Consider the following 12790-nt stretch of genomic DNA (forward strand, 5'->3'; position numbering starts at 1 on the left):
CACCGGAGGCCCCTGCAATGCCTAGCATTCTTCCGCTCGGTGACCCCGCGCCGTCGGACGGTCTGCTGCCCGCCCAGGCAGTGGCAGGTGCGGCGGACCGGGCCTTCGGCCTGTACGTACACATCCCGTTCTGCGCTGTTCGTTGCGGATACTGCGACTTCAACACCTACACGGCCACCGAGCTGGGCGGCGGAGCGTCACAGGACGCCTACGCCACCACGGCCGTGTCCGAAGTCGACTTTGCCGCCTCAGTCCTGCGGAACTCGGGTCTCCCGGACCGGCCGCTGAGCACAGTCTTCTTCGGCGGCGGCACCCCCACGCTGCTCCCGGCGGAAGACCTCGCGCGGATCCTGACGGCCGCCGTCGGGCACTGGGGCCTGGAACCCGGAGCCGAAGTGACCACCGAAGCAAACCCGGACTCGGTCACCCCGGCATCCCTTCAGGTCCTGGCCGATGCCGGCTTCACCCGGGTTTCCTTCGGCATGCAGTCTGCCGTTCCCCATGTCCTGAAGGTCCTGGACCGCACGCACACGCCCAGCCGCGTGCCGCAGGTGGTGCAGTGGGCGCGCGATGCCGGACTGGCCGTGAGCCTGGACCTGATCTACGGGACACCGGGGGAGTCCCTGGAGGACTGGCGGTTCTCCCTGGAGACGGCCCTGTCCTACCAGCCTGACCACATCAGTGCCTACGCGCTGATCGTGGAAGAAGGCACCAAGCTGGCGGCCCAGATCCGCCGTGGTGAAGTCCCGGGAATCGACGACGACGACCACGCCGACAAATACGAACTCGCCGACCAGCTGATCGGCGCTGCAGGCCTCAGCTGGTACGAGGTCAGCAACTGGTCCCGGACGCCGGAGCAGGCATGCCGGCACAACCTCGCGTACTGGCGGGGAGACGACTGGTGGGGCATCGGGCCAGGTGCACATTCGCATGTCGGCGGTGTGCGGTGGTGGAACGTCAAGCACCCCACGGCCTACGCCGGACGGCTCGCTCAGGGCCTGTCACCGGCGGCCGGGCGCGAAACCCTCGACGCCGAAACCCGCGACGTGGAGCGCGTGATGCTTGAGGCCCGGCTCGTGTCGGGGCTGGCAACGTCAACGCTGGGCGACCACGGCCGTCACGCCGTGGCCGGGCTCATTGCCGACGGCCTGGTGGAGCCACCGGCTGCCTTCCACGGCACGCTGGTACTAACGCTGAAGGGCCGTCTGCTGGCCGACGCCGTGGTCCGCAGGATCCTGCCGGGCTGACGCCCCAAAGCAACGCGGGGTCACTTCCGGCCCGATGCGATGCAATTATCGGGCGGGAAGTGACCCCGCGTTGTGCCGCTACTTGATCCAACGCAGGTTGTACTGGTAACGGTGGGGCTGGCCCTTGTTGACATGGATGCCTGCGGCCACGGAAAAGCAGGTCAGGGCAATCCAGATCAGCGTGGCGATGACGGCGAAGGCATTTCCCACCACCGGAATGAACACCAGGAGATTGGCCACCAGGGCTGCAATGGTGGGCGGCAGGCTGAAGTTCAGCGCTTCCTTGGATTCCTGGGCGGTAAACGGCCCGCGCTCACGGAAAATTAGGTAGATCAACAGCGACGGAACGCAGCCGAGGATCCCGCCGAAGTGTGCCAGCGTGGCCCACTGGCGGTCTTCGCTGGCCGTCAGGGGCAGCGCATTAGCCGGAACGCCCTGATACTCGGAACGGCCCTGGCCGCCGTGGTCGTCCCGGTGCTCGCGTGCGTTTTGTGCCACGGTTTTCTTCCTTCGAAAGTGCAATGGTGCTGGGTTGGAGAATGCCGGACTGAAGCAACTGCAGCCTCCGCAGTACCAAGAATACTGGTTCGGCTACCAAATGCCGCCGCCAGGACCCGGATCCGGTGTCAGGGCACCGTCAGGAAGTCGATGACTTCCTCCACTCTCCCGAGCAGTGATGCTTCCAGGTCCGCGTAGCTGCGGACAGCGCCCAGCAGCCTTTGCCAGCCAAGCCCGATGTCTTCCTTGGTGGAGTGTGGCCAGCCGAACGCTGCCAGGATGCCGGTCTTCCAGTCCTGCCCGCGGGGCACCACCGGCCATTCTTCGATGCCCAGGACGGCAGGCCGGATGGCCTGCCACACGTCAACGTAAGGGTGCCCGACGATCAGGACGTTCCCGGCCGCACCGGGGGAGGCCATCACGGCGGCAGCGATGCGCCACTCCTTCGAGTCGGGCACCAGGTGGTCCACCAGGACCCCCAGCCGCCGTCCCGGACCGGGACCGAATGCGGCCACCGCCCCCGCCAGGTCATCAATGCCATGCAAAGGCTCGACGACGATGCCCTCTATGCGGAGATCGTCACCCCAGACTTTTTCCACGAGTTCGGCGTCGTGTTTTCCCTCCACCCAGATCCTGCTGGCTTTGGCCACCTGGGCACGCTGGCCGGCAACGCGGACTGAGCCGGACGCCGTCCGGCCGGCGGCCACGGGGGCGGTCTGCCTGGGCGCCGGGGGAACGAGTCGGATGGGCTGCCCCTCCAGGAGGAACCCGAAGCCCAGTCGGAAGGACCGGGACTTGCCGCGCCGGTCTTCGAGGGCCACTACATGCATGCCACCTGACTTCTCCACCCGGGTCACCGCTCCCACCCAGCCTGACTGGGCGTCTTCGAGAACCATGCCGCGTTCCACGGCGACCTCGGGGAGTTCGCTTCTCACGGGCGCGGTGATCTCCTGCGGACCCCAGTTCTGGTACTGCATGGATTGATTCCGCCTTGCCGCTAGATCCTGGTCCGGAATTTCGCCCGGAGCGGTACCAATGCTAACAACGGGGCGACTCATATTAGACTGTTAGCACTTAGGCATGTCGAGTGCTAACCCTGCAGTGACCATGGATGGAGGTGGAGTATGAGCGAGCCGCGCAAACTCGAAGTACTGCGCGCCATCGTGGAGGACTACGTGCACTCCCGTGAGCCAGTAGGTTCCAAAGCACTCGTGGAGCGCCACCACCTCGGCGTTTCCAGCGCCACCATCCGCAACGACATGGCGGCCCTGGAAGACGAGGGCCTGATCACGGCCCCGCACACCAGTGCCGGACGGATCCCCACAGACAAAGGCTACAGGCTGTTTGTGGACCAGATTTCAGCGGTAAAGCCGCTTTCCCACGCGGAACGGCGTGCCATTCAGGCGCTGCTGGAGGGCGCAGACGATCTGGACGACGTCCTGGACAGGACCGTCAGGATGCTGTCGCAGCTGACCAACCAGGTCGCCGTAGTGCAGTATCCGCATCTGAGCCGCGCCACCATCCGCCACATCGAATTCGTCCTGCTCGCGCCCCGGCAGGTCCTGGTGGTCCTCATCGCCACCACCGGCAAGGTCGAACAGCGCGTGATCGACATCGGCCAGGACCTCGGCGACGACGCTATCGCCGCGCTGCGGACACACTTCCTCGGATCACTCGCGGGCATCTCGCTGAGCCGGCTGACCTCCTCGCTGCCGGGAGTCGTTTCGTCCGTCAGCCCGGGCCAGCGCGCGGCGGCCCAGGCCTTGGCCCACGGGCTGGAAACGCTCGCCCACAGCAGCCGCGAGGAACGCATGGTCATGGCCGGAACGGCGAACCTCGCCCGTTCCAATGTGGATTTTCCGCTCAGTATCGGGCCCGTCCTGGAAGCGCTTGAGGAGCAGGTTGTCCTGCTGCGCCTCCTGAGCGACATGGCGCAGGATCCGAGGGGCGTGGCAGTCAGCATCGGGCGTGAAAACCCGTACGACGGACTCGCGGAAGCCTCCGTGGTGGCCACGGGCTACGGACCGGACAGCACTGCCAAGATCGGTGTGCTCGGCCCCACCCGGATGGATTATCCCACCACCATGGCCGCCGTCAGGGCAGTAGCCCGTTACCTTTCAAGAATTCTGGGTCCGTAACAGCACCGCGGTCCAGGCACGAAGAGCAGTGCCGGCAGCCCGGCTGCCGGCAGTACAACAAGGAAGAGATACGAACTTTGAGCAGCCACTACGACGTCCTCGGAGTCTCGCCGGAAGCCACCGGGGAAGAGATCAAGAAGGCCTACCGCAAGCTGGCCCGCACTCTCCACCCGGACGTGAACCCCGGGGACGATGCATCGGACCGCTTCAAGGCCGTGACCCATGCCTACGAGGTACTTTCGGACCCGCAGAAGCGCCGGATTTATGACACCACCGGCAATGAGAACGGCACCGACAACGGGTTCGGCGGCGGCGGATACTCCGGCCAGGGCTTCGCGTTCCAGGACATCTTCGACACGTTCTTCGGCGCCGGCGGCACGTCCGGCCCCGCTTCCCGGGTCCGCCGCGGCCAGGACGCGCTGATCAGTGTACGGATCGAACTCCGCGATGCCGTGTTCGGCGTCAACCGGAAACTCGAAGTGGACACAGCCGTCACCTGTCCCACCTGCAACGGGTCATGCTGCCGCGACGGCAGCCACCCTGTGCGCTGCGATATCTGCGGCGGCAGCGGCCAGGTCCAGCGTGCGGTGCGCTCCATCCTGGGCCAGGTCATGACGGCGGCCCCGTGTGGCAGTTGCGAAGGCTTCGGGACGGTCATCAAGGACCCCTGCAACGAATGCAGCGGCCAGGGCCGCATCCGCAGCCGGCGGTCGCTCACCATCAAGGTGCCGGCCGGTGTTGCCACGGGCACCCGGATCCAGCTCTCCGGGCAGGGCGAAGCGGGCCCTGCCGGCGGACCGTCCGGGGACCTGTACGTGGAACTCCGGGTCAACAACGACGCCACCTACGCACGCGACGGTGACGACCTGCACGCAACGCTGCACATCCCGATGACTGCCGCCGCCCTGGGCACCGAGCTGTCACTGGAAACCTTTGACGGGCTGCAGGAAATCGACGTCAAGGCAGGGACGCAGTCCGGGGAGATCATCACGCTCCGTGGACTCGGCGTGACGCACCTGCGCGGTTACGGCCGCGGGGACCTGATGGTCCATCTGCAGGTGGAGACGCCGGCCAAGCTGGATGCCGCGCAGGAGGATCTCCTGCGGCAGCTGGCGAAGCTGCGGGGCGAGCAGTTCACCGAAGGCAAACTGGCTGCCAGCGGCGGCGTCTTTGCCAAGCTGCGGGACCGGTTCGGTAACCTGTAGCGGTGAGCAATCCCGTTTTCTTCAGCGGTGCCGGGTCGCTGGACGAGCTGGTGCCCGGTGCCCGTTTTGTCCTTCAGGGGCCGGAGGCACGCCACGCCGTGGCCGTAAAACGTCTATCTCCCGGAGAGGCAGTGGACATTGCCGACGGCGCCGGAAGGCGGCTGACCGGAACTGTCGTCTCGGCGTCGCCCGCGGAGCTCACGGTGGAATGCTCCGCCCTCGTTGTGGAGGACCGGCCCGACATCCGGCTTGTGCTGGTGCAGGCCCTGGCCAAGGGGGACCGTGATGAACTGGCCGTGGAAACGGCAACCGAACTCGGGATTGATGCCGTGGTTCCCTGGCAGTCCGAGCGATCAATTGTCCGCTGGAAGGGTGAGCGCGCGGCCAAGGCCCACGCAAAATGGCAGTCCGTGGTCACTGCCGCCGCCAAGCAGGCACGCCGCGCCTGGATCCCCGAGGTGCGCGCCGCCGTCGAAACGCCAGGCCTTGCGGCGGCCGTGGCGGCAGCGGATCTGGCCGTAATCCTGCACGAGGACGCGGTCCGGCCGCTCCGGTCTGTCCTGGAATCATGGCAGGTCACCCAGGCTGACGCCGGACCCCAGGAGATTCTGCTCATCGTTGGTCCGGAGGGCGGAATCAGTCCCCGCGAAGTCACCCGGCTTTGCGACGCCGGGGCCGTGACGGCGCTCTTGGGACACCACGTCCTGAGGTCATCCACAGCCGGGCCGGCAGCGGTTGTTCTGGCGAGTGATGTACTGGGACGCTGGACAGCGCCGGTCTCCTGATGCCGGCTGCTACGCGGGCTGTTACCGGACGTTGAAGTTCCGCGTATCCACATTCAGCTCCTGGCTCGTGCCGGCCGCGTCCACTTGCGAAACGCGGAGCTCGTAACTCCCCGAGGACAGGCTAAGGGCAAGCGTAAAGACTCCGGACTGGGCGGCTTCGGCAGCTGCAGTGGTCTCCCCGGTCAGGTAGGGCGCCTTGTTCCCGTTCGCTTCGGCCCGCAGGATCTGCCAGCGGAGCTTACCGCCCGGAACGGTGCTGCGGCCGGTGATCTTGACGCTTCCGCCGGCCAAACCAGTCCCTTCCTGCGGATCGATGATCCACACGGGCGCCACCATTCCGGCAGCTCGGGACATGGGGTCGCCAAGCTGGACGTGGTTGAAGGCAACGTAATCTGTGTGGCTATCCACCAGGATCCTGACCTGGATCTGCTGGCCGGAATCGATCAGGCCGGAACTCGCGGCCGCTGCCGTAGCGGTAAAGACCAGCTGCTGAATGGCGCGGCCGGCCATGTCGGCGTCGAGATTGCTGTTAAAGGCATCCTCCGAGACATCGACGGTAATGACGTTTTTGCCGGAGATGGACGAGGCGAGTTTCTCGGGATCCTGCCAGGGCGTGAAGAAATCCGGGTCCAGCGGCTTCTCGGACATCATGGCTCGAAGGGCGCGGGTCACTGGATTCTCCTGTTCCGGCACGTCCCGGAACTCCCGGTATAGGAACACGTTGCTGTTGCTTCTGCCTATCCAGTAGACCGGTGCCTTATTCGAGGACTGTGTAGTTTCCAGGGGCGCGCTGGTGGAAAGTGACCCGGGGGAGCCTGTGGCGGCAGCGCTGGAGTTTGAATTCAGGGTGGGCTCAGGGCTGGGGTCCGCGATACAACCGGTGAGAAGGAGGAATGCTGGCAGCAGGCCCAGGATAGGTTGCGGACGAAAACGCGGCGCGACGCGCCTGGCACTGAGGGGGGTCGCTGTTTCCGGCACTCTCGTGGCCTGTCCTTTCCGGCTGTGAAATGGCGAGGCCTGGGCCCCGTAAGCCGGTCCCCGGACGGCTGTGATTTCCAGCATCGCATAGCCAGCTCCGGCAAAAGGACCGAATCCGGGCTGCCGGCCCAACTGCAACGGGAACGATATGAGCCCGATATGAAGTTGATACCTAATGACGCCAACCGTCCCGCAGAAAGCCGGTGACGGGCACCCTCGCCGGAGACGGCCTGACGCTGCCGGGAGGTGCCTCCTGGCGTAAGATGGAAGGACTCCGCTGGCTCCTGCATGCTCGGCAACAGCCCCCACGCAGCAGCCGGCGCACCTAAATTTCGAACTGGAGGGGACCACGGGCCTGCGGGCCAGCACCATGACTGAATCAGCGAACGGAAAGCGCCGGCTCAATACTGACCGCGCCGCCGGAGAATTCCCCCATTCACTTCCCGGTGTCCGGACGGAGGTGGTTCTCTTCGACAACTCCGATCAGATGGTCCAATCGCTCGGCAGCCATGACGAGGCCCTGCGTTACATCGAAGAGCAGTTCCCGTCCGTTAACTTCCATGTCCGCGGAAACGAACTGTCCATCAGCGGCCCCGCCAACGAAGTTCCCCGCATCATGCGGCTGCTGCATGAGGTGCGCGGCCTCGTGGCCCGTGGGACAGTCATCAGCCCCGCGGTGTTGCACCAGCTCGTCGCGTTGCTCCGCAGCCAGTCATTGCAGAACCCTGTGGACGTCCTCACCCATGACATCCTCTCCAGCCGCGGGAAGACCATCCGGCCCAAAACGCTGAACCAGAAGAACTACGTGGACGCGATTGATGCGAACACGGTGATCTTCGGGATTGGCCCTGCAGGCACGGGTAAGACGTACCTTGCGATGGCCAAGGCCGTCCAGGCGCTGCAGCAGAAAGAAGTCAGCCGTATTATCCTGACCCGGCCCGCAGTCGAGGCCGGCGAGCGGCTGGGGTTCCTGCCGGGCACCCTGAGCGACAAGATCGATCCCTATCTGCGCCCGCTGTATGATGCGCTGCACGACATGATGGACCCCGAGTCCATCCCGCGCCTGATGGCCGCCGGGACCATCGAAGTGGCGCCGCTGGCTTACATGCGAGGACGCACGCTCAACGACGCCTTCATCATCCTGGACGAAGCGCAGAACACCACACCCGAACAGATGAAGATGTTCCTCACGCGTTTGGGCTTCGGGTCCAAAATGGTGGTCACCGGAGACGTCACCCAGGTGGACCTGCCCTTCGGCACCCGCTCGGGGCTGCGGATCGTGGAGGAGATCCTGCAGGGGATCGAGGACGTAAACTTCACGCTCCTGGACGATGCGGACGTGGTCCGCCACCGGCTTGTGGGCGACATCGTGCGTGCCTATAGTCTCTGGGACGATGTCCAGCGAAACAAAGTAAAACACTCGGTAAGCCGGGAAAAGCGGGGGGAAAGCGCGTGAGCATAGAGGTAAACAACGAGTCCGGCATCCAGGTTGATGAAGCGGAGCTCGTGGCGCTGTCCCGGTACGTTTTTGAGCAGCTGTACATCCACCCACAGGCTGAACTCTCCATTCTCCTGGTAGATGAACCCGCCATGGAAAAGCTACACATCGAGCTTATGGATGAGCCGGGATCCACCGACGTGCTCTCCGTCCCCATGGATGAGCTGACCCCCGGCACGCCGGACCGGCCCACTCCCCAAGGGATGCTGGGTGACATTGCCGTCTGCCCCCAGGTGGCGAAGGTGCAGGCCGTCAACGCCGGGCACTCCCTGCAGGATGAGATGCTGCTGCTGACCACGCATGGGATCCTCCACCTGCTCGGCTATGACCATGCAGATCCCGAGGAAAAGGAAGAAATGTTCGGCCTCCAGCGCCAGCTGCTTTCCGGCTTCACCGGCAAAGAAGCACCTGCCGAGACCACGCAGTGACGCCCCTGCTCCTTGTCGGCATGGCCCTGGCGTTCCTCGGTACCGCAGCACTGTTGACCGCAGCCGAGGCCGCGTTCACGTTCCTTTCCCGGCATGACGCCGAAGACGCCCTGCTGAAAAGCCGCGGAAACGCCATGAAGCGCATCCTGGCCCAGCCGGTGGCGCACATCCGGGCCTTGCGGTTCTGGCGGGTCTGGTTCGAGATGGCTTCAGCCGTAGCGGTGGCCGTCCTGCTCCACAGCCTGCTGGACAACGTCTGGCTGGCCGGGCTGGCCGCCACCGGGATCATGGCCCTGCTCGGCTTCGTTATCGTCGGCGTTTCCCCGCGGCAGCTCGGCAGGCTCCATTCGGCCGCAGTCGTCCGCTCAACAGCACCGTTGATCAGGTCCCTGACGTGGGTCCTCGGACCCATCCCGGGGTGGCTCGTGGCGCTGGGCAGTGCCGCCGCTCCCGGCGCTCCGGCGGGTGATGACGCGTTCTTCAGCGAACAGGAATTCCGCGAACTTTTGGACCGCGCATCCGAATCGGACATGATCGAAGACACCGAAGCGGAAATGATCCAATCAGTCTTTGACTTCGGCGACACCCTGGTGCGCGCCGTGATGGTGCCCCGGACGGATATCCTCAGCATTGACGCCGGCTCCAGCCTCAGGCGGGCTATGTCAATGTTCCTGCGGTCGGGTTATTCACGGATCCCGGTGATTCGCGACAACACGGACCAGATCCTCGGAATCGTGTACCTCAAGGACGTTGCGGCGACGCTCCATGAGCTCGGACCCGACGACGAACAGCCCCCGGTCGAAGCCCTGGCCCGCGAGGTCCGGTACGTCCCGGAGTCCAAGCCGGTGAGCGATCTGCTGCGGGAACTGCAGAAGGAGTCAACACATGTTGCCATCGTGATCGACGAATACGGCGGCACGGCCGGCCTTGTCACCCTGGAGGACCTCATCGAGGAAATTGTCGGCGAAATCGTGGACGAGTATGACACCGAAAGCGCCGAGGCCGTGGCCCTGGGCGGCGGTTCCTACCGGGTGAGCGCCCGGATGAGCATCGACGACCTCGGAGAACTGTTCGACATCGAGCTCGAGGACGACGAGGTCGACACTGTGGGCGGGCTTCTGGCCAAGGCCCTGGGCCGCGTTCCCATTGTGGGCAGCCGCGTGGAGGTAGGCGGCATCTCGCTGCTCGCCGAACGGCTCGAGGGCCGCCGCAACCGCGTCAGCCACATCATTGCCTCAGCAGTACCAAAAGCAGACACAGACCTTGAAGACCTCCTCGACGAGGCGAAAGCAACCCAGCAGGGAGTTCCACGTGAGCAAGAAAAGTAATCGTCCGGCCAACCCGGAATCGGCCGCCAAAGACTTCGGCGGCTACAGGGCAGGTTTTGCGGTGCTCGTGGGGCGGCCTAACGCGGGAAAATCAACCCTGACGAATGCGTTGGTGGGCCAGAAGGTGGCGATCACCTCCGCCAAGCCGCAGACCACGCGCCACACCATTCGGGGGATCGTGCACCGCGATGACGCCCAGCTGATCCTGGTGGATACCCCGGGCCTGCACCGCCCCCGAACCCTGCTGGGAAAGCGGCTGAACGAACTCGTCGCCGACACCCTCGCCGAGGTCGACGCGATCGGCTTCTGCCTGCCCGCCAACGAGAAAATCGGACCGGGCGACAAGTACATCGCCGCCCAGCTCGCAGCCATCGGCAACAAGCCGGTCATCGCGATCGTCACCAAGGCCGACACAGTGGACCGGCAGGCGCTCACCGAGCAGTTGCTTGCCGTCGCGGCACTGGGCCGGGATGTCATCGGCGAGGACGGCTGGAAGGACATCGTCCCGGTCTCCGCCACCGACGGCTTCCAGGTGGACACCCTCGCCGACGTCCTGATCAGCCACATGCCGGCGTCGCCGCCCCTGTATCCGGACGGTCACCTGACGGACGAACCCGAGGCCGTGATGATCGCCGAGCTCATCCGGGAAGCTGCGCTCGAAGGCGTCCGCGACGAACTGCCCCACTCCCTGGCCGTCGTCGTCGATGAAATTGTTCCGCGTGAGGGCCGGCCCGAAGACAGGCCTTTCCTCGACGTCCGGGTTAATCTCTATGTGGAACGTTCGTCCCAGAAGGCCATCATCATCGGCAAGGGCGGTGCACGGCTCCGCGAAGTCGGCACCAATGCGCGCAAGGGGATCGAGGCGCTGCTCGGTGCCCGCATCTACCTTGACCTGCATGTGAAGGTGGCCAAGGACTGGCAGCGCGACCCGAAGCAGTTGGTCAAGCTCGGCTTCTGACGCTGCCTTTTGCTTTACCCGGCCGGTCGTCGGGAAGTTCCCAGACTGGGCAACTAAAATAGGCCGGATTCATTTTTTCGAGGAAGGTACACCACGCATGGGGCGAGGCCGCGACAATCGCGAGTACGGAGCTGACGCGTCAGCCGGGACCGGTCCGGTATCCCGCCACGCTGATGCTACCGCCGTCGGCGTTGCCCGGCATCTCGGATCCCGGAGCCGGATGCCGGCCTGGCTGAAGGTGACCACTGCGGTGGTCACCATCCTCGTGGTCGGCGGTCTCGGCTTCGCGGGCTACTGGTATTTACGGTTCCAGTCGAACATCACTACGGCACCGCTGAACGCCGGTGGTGCGAACTCATCGGACGACAAATCGGACCGGATGCAGATCCTGATCCTTGGCTCCGATACCAGGGACGGCGCAAACGCGGAGTACGGCACCGTGGACGACTCAACAGGTTACGGCAAATCCGACGTCATGATGCTGATGGACGTATCGGCCGACAACAAGCGCGTCAGCGTCATCAGCTTCCCCCGGGACCTGCTGGTCGATATTCCGGAGTGCACCGACCAGAAGACCAAACGGACGTATCCTGCCCGCAAAGGTGTCATGATCAACGAGGCCATGAACGAAGCCGGCATCGGCTGCGCCGTGGACACGGTCAACAAACTGACTGGACTGGAGATCGATCACTTCATGATGGCGGACTTCACCGCAGTGAAGGAGCTCTCCAACACGGTGGGCGGCGTTGACGTGTGCATCAGTGACGCCGTCTACGATCCTGACTCGCGGCTGCGCCTGCCGAAGGGTACGTCCGCCGTTAAGGGCGAAATGGCCCTTGCCTTCCTGCGGACCCGTCATGCCTTTGCCGACGGCGGCGACCTGGGCCGGATCAGGGCACAGCAGGGGTTCCTATCCTCCCTCACGCGCAAGATCAAGGACGACGGCACACTGTCCGACCCCTCTAAAATGCTGACCATTGCCGATGTAGTGACCAAGAACCTCACGGTGGATGAGGGGCTGGCCTCAGTGCCGTCGCTCGTGAGTATCGGTAGCCGGCTCAAGGACATCGATATCACCAAGGTGGCGTTTGTGGCCGTGCCCACCACGCCGGCAGTCACGGACATCAACCGCCTGCAGATTGCCGAGCCCGCAGGGTCCCAGCTCTTTGCGGCCCTCCGTGAGGACGTGGACCTCACGGATCCGACAGCACCCACCACGCCGTCCCCGGCGCCCACGGAAACAACGGCCACGCCGACAGAAACAGCCCCGGCGGTGCCGCCGTATGACAAGGCGCTGCAACCAGTCACCGTGGCCAACGGCAGCGGCGTCCCGGGACGCGCCCAGGAAATCGTGCAGGCGTTGATCACCGGCGGCTTCACCCAATCCGGGCCGTTTGAAGCCACGGCGGTGGCGCAGAGCGTCGTCTACTACGGTACGGAATACGCCGACGTCGCAGCTGACGTGGCGGCGCTGCTCGGGATCCCGGCCGCGCAGGTCCAGCTGGCACCCCGCGTCGCCGGAGTGCAGGTCTACCTTGGAACGGACTTCACCACCGGGGCAACCTACGGCGCCGGCGCGGGCGTGGCCCTGCCCGAGGACATCGTCAACCAGACGGCCGGCGATACGGTGTGCCAGCAGGCCAACCCGGTGCTGATCGTCCAGGACTGACGGCCGCACCACAGTAGACAGCACCACCAGTTGACACACAGGAGGCGGGGCCAGACGG

The 12790-nt window shown here is 65.1% G+C and carries 12 protein-coding genes; 9 read left to right on the forward strand and 3 right to left on the reverse strand.

Going from position 1 to position 12790, the window contains the following annotated elements:
* Nucleotides 1-17: 17 nt before the first annotated feature.
* Nucleotides 18-1247, forward strand: coding sequence for a radical SAM family heme chaperone HemW (gene hemW / locus NFC73_RS16565; RefSeq protein WP_254751933.1), 1230 nt, complete (start codon nucleotides 18-20; stop codon nucleotides 1245-1247).
* A 78-nt stretch (nucleotides 1248-1325) separates the two neighbouring features.
* On the opposite strand, the gene NFC73_RS16570 is transcribed toward hemW, so the two are convergent.
* The gene (locus NFC73_RS16570) at nucleotides 1326-1745 is read right to left on the reverse strand and encodes a DUF4870 domain-containing protein (RefSeq protein ID WP_254751935.1); all 420 of its coding nucleotides are present in this window, start codon (nucleotides 1743-1745) and stop codon (nucleotides 1326-1328) included.
* A gap of 128 nt (nucleotides 1746-1873) precedes the next feature.
* Complete coding sequence (locus tag NFC73_RS16575) at nucleotides 1874-2722, reverse strand: DUF3097 domain-containing protein (protein ID WP_254751937.1); 849 nt, start codon at nucleotides 2720-2722, stop codon at nucleotides 1874-1876.
* Between the two features lie 147 nt (nucleotides 2723-2869).
* Between NFC73_RS16575 and hrcA the strand changes: the two genes are divergently transcribed.
* The 3 genes from hrcA (at nucleotide 2870) to NFC73_RS16590 (ending at nucleotide 5873) form a co-directional block, all read left to right on the forward strand.
* Nucleotides 2870-3883, forward strand: a complete 1014-nt coding sequence (hrcA, locus tag NFC73_RS16580; RefSeq protein ID WP_254751939.1) for a heat-inducible transcriptional repressor HrcA — start codon at nucleotides 2870-2872, stop codon at nucleotides 3881-3883.
* Between the two features lie 77 nt (nucleotides 3884-3960).
* Nucleotides 3961-5088, forward strand: a complete 1128-nt coding sequence (gene dnaJ / locus NFC73_RS16585; protein ID WP_104060697.1) for a molecular chaperone DnaJ — start codon at nucleotides 3961-3963, stop codon at nucleotides 5086-5088.
* Between the two features lie 2 nt (nucleotides 5089-5090).
* On the forward strand, nucleotides 5091-5873 hold the full coding sequence (locus NFC73_RS16590) for a 16S rRNA (uracil(1498)-N(3))-methyltransferase (protein ID WP_254751941.1): 783 nt from the start codon (nucleotides 5091-5093) through the stop codon (nucleotides 5871-5873).
* Between the two features lie 21 nt (nucleotides 5874-5894).
* On the opposite strand, the gene NFC73_RS16595 is transcribed toward NFC73_RS16590, so the two are convergent.
* Nucleotides 5895-6851, reverse strand: a complete 957-nt coding sequence (locus NFC73_RS16595; protein WP_372494682.1) for a GerMN domain-containing protein — start codon at nucleotides 6849-6851, stop codon at nucleotides 5895-5897.
* Between the two features lie 370 nt (nucleotides 6852-7221).
* On the opposite strand from NFC73_RS16595, the gene NFC73_RS16600 reads away from it, so the two are divergent.
* The 5 genes from NFC73_RS16600 (at nucleotide 7222) to NFC73_RS16620 (ending at nucleotide 12732) form a co-directional block, all read left to right on the forward strand.
* Complete coding sequence (locus tag NFC73_RS16600) at nucleotides 7222-8307, forward strand: PhoH family protein (protein WP_254751943.1); 1086 nt, start codon at nucleotides 7222-7224, stop codon at nucleotides 8305-8307.
* Nucleotides 8304-8777, forward strand: a complete 474-nt coding sequence (gene ybeY / locus NFC73_RS16605) for an rRNA maturation RNase YbeY (RefSeq protein ID WP_254751945.1) — start codon at nucleotides 8304-8306, stop codon at nucleotides 8775-8777. The genes NFC73_RS16600 and ybeY overlap by 4 nt, the downstream gene beginning before the upstream one ends.
* The gene (locus NFC73_RS16610; protein ID WP_254751947.1) at nucleotides 8774-10105 is read left to right on the forward strand and encodes a hemolysin family protein; all 1332 of its coding nucleotides are present in this window, start codon (nucleotides 8774-8776) and stop codon (nucleotides 10103-10105) included. Before ybeY ends, NFC73_RS16610 begins: the two co-directional genes overlap by 4 nt.
* Complete coding sequence (gene era / locus NFC73_RS16615; RefSeq protein ID WP_254751949.1) at nucleotides 10089-11063, forward strand: GTPase Era; 975 nt, start codon at nucleotides 10089-10091, stop codon at nucleotides 11061-11063. Before NFC73_RS16610 ends, era begins: the two co-directional genes overlap by 17 nt.
* 97 nt (nucleotides 11064-11160) lie before the next feature.
* Nucleotides 11161-12732 carry an LCP family protein gene (locus tag NFC73_RS16620; RefSeq protein WP_254751952.1) on the forward strand — a complete coding sequence of 524 codons (1572 nt, stop codon included), beginning with the start codon at nucleotides 11161-11163 and terminating at the stop codon, nucleotides 12730-12732.
* The last annotated feature ends 58 nt before the right edge of the window (nucleotides 12733-12790 follow it).

The organism is Pseudarthrobacter humi (assembly GCF_024294965.1).
GTDB lineage: Bacteria > Actinomycetota > Actinomycetes > Actinomycetales > Micrococcaceae > Arthrobacter > Arthrobacter humi.

Coding starts and splice junctions, on each gene's coding strand:
- NFC73_RS16575 (WP_254751937.1), bottom strand. CDS start 2,722: ATGCAGTACCAGAACTGGGGTCCGCAGGAGATCACCGCGCCCGTGAGA.
- hemW (WP_254751933.1), top strand. CDS start 18: ATGCCTAGCATTCTTCCGCTCGGTGACCCCGCGCCGTCGGACGGTCTG.
- NFC73_RS16600 (WP_254751943.1), top strand. CDS start 7,222: ATGACTGAATCAGCGAACGGAAAGCGCCGGCTCAATACTGACCGCGCC.
- hrcA (WP_254751939.1), top strand. CDS start 2,870: ATGAGCGAGCCGCGCAAACTCGAAGTACTGCGCGCCATCGTGGAGGAC.
- NFC73_RS16620 (WP_254751952.1), top strand. CDS start 11,161: ATGGGGCGAGGCCGCGACAATCGCGAGTACGGAGCTGACGCGTCAGCC.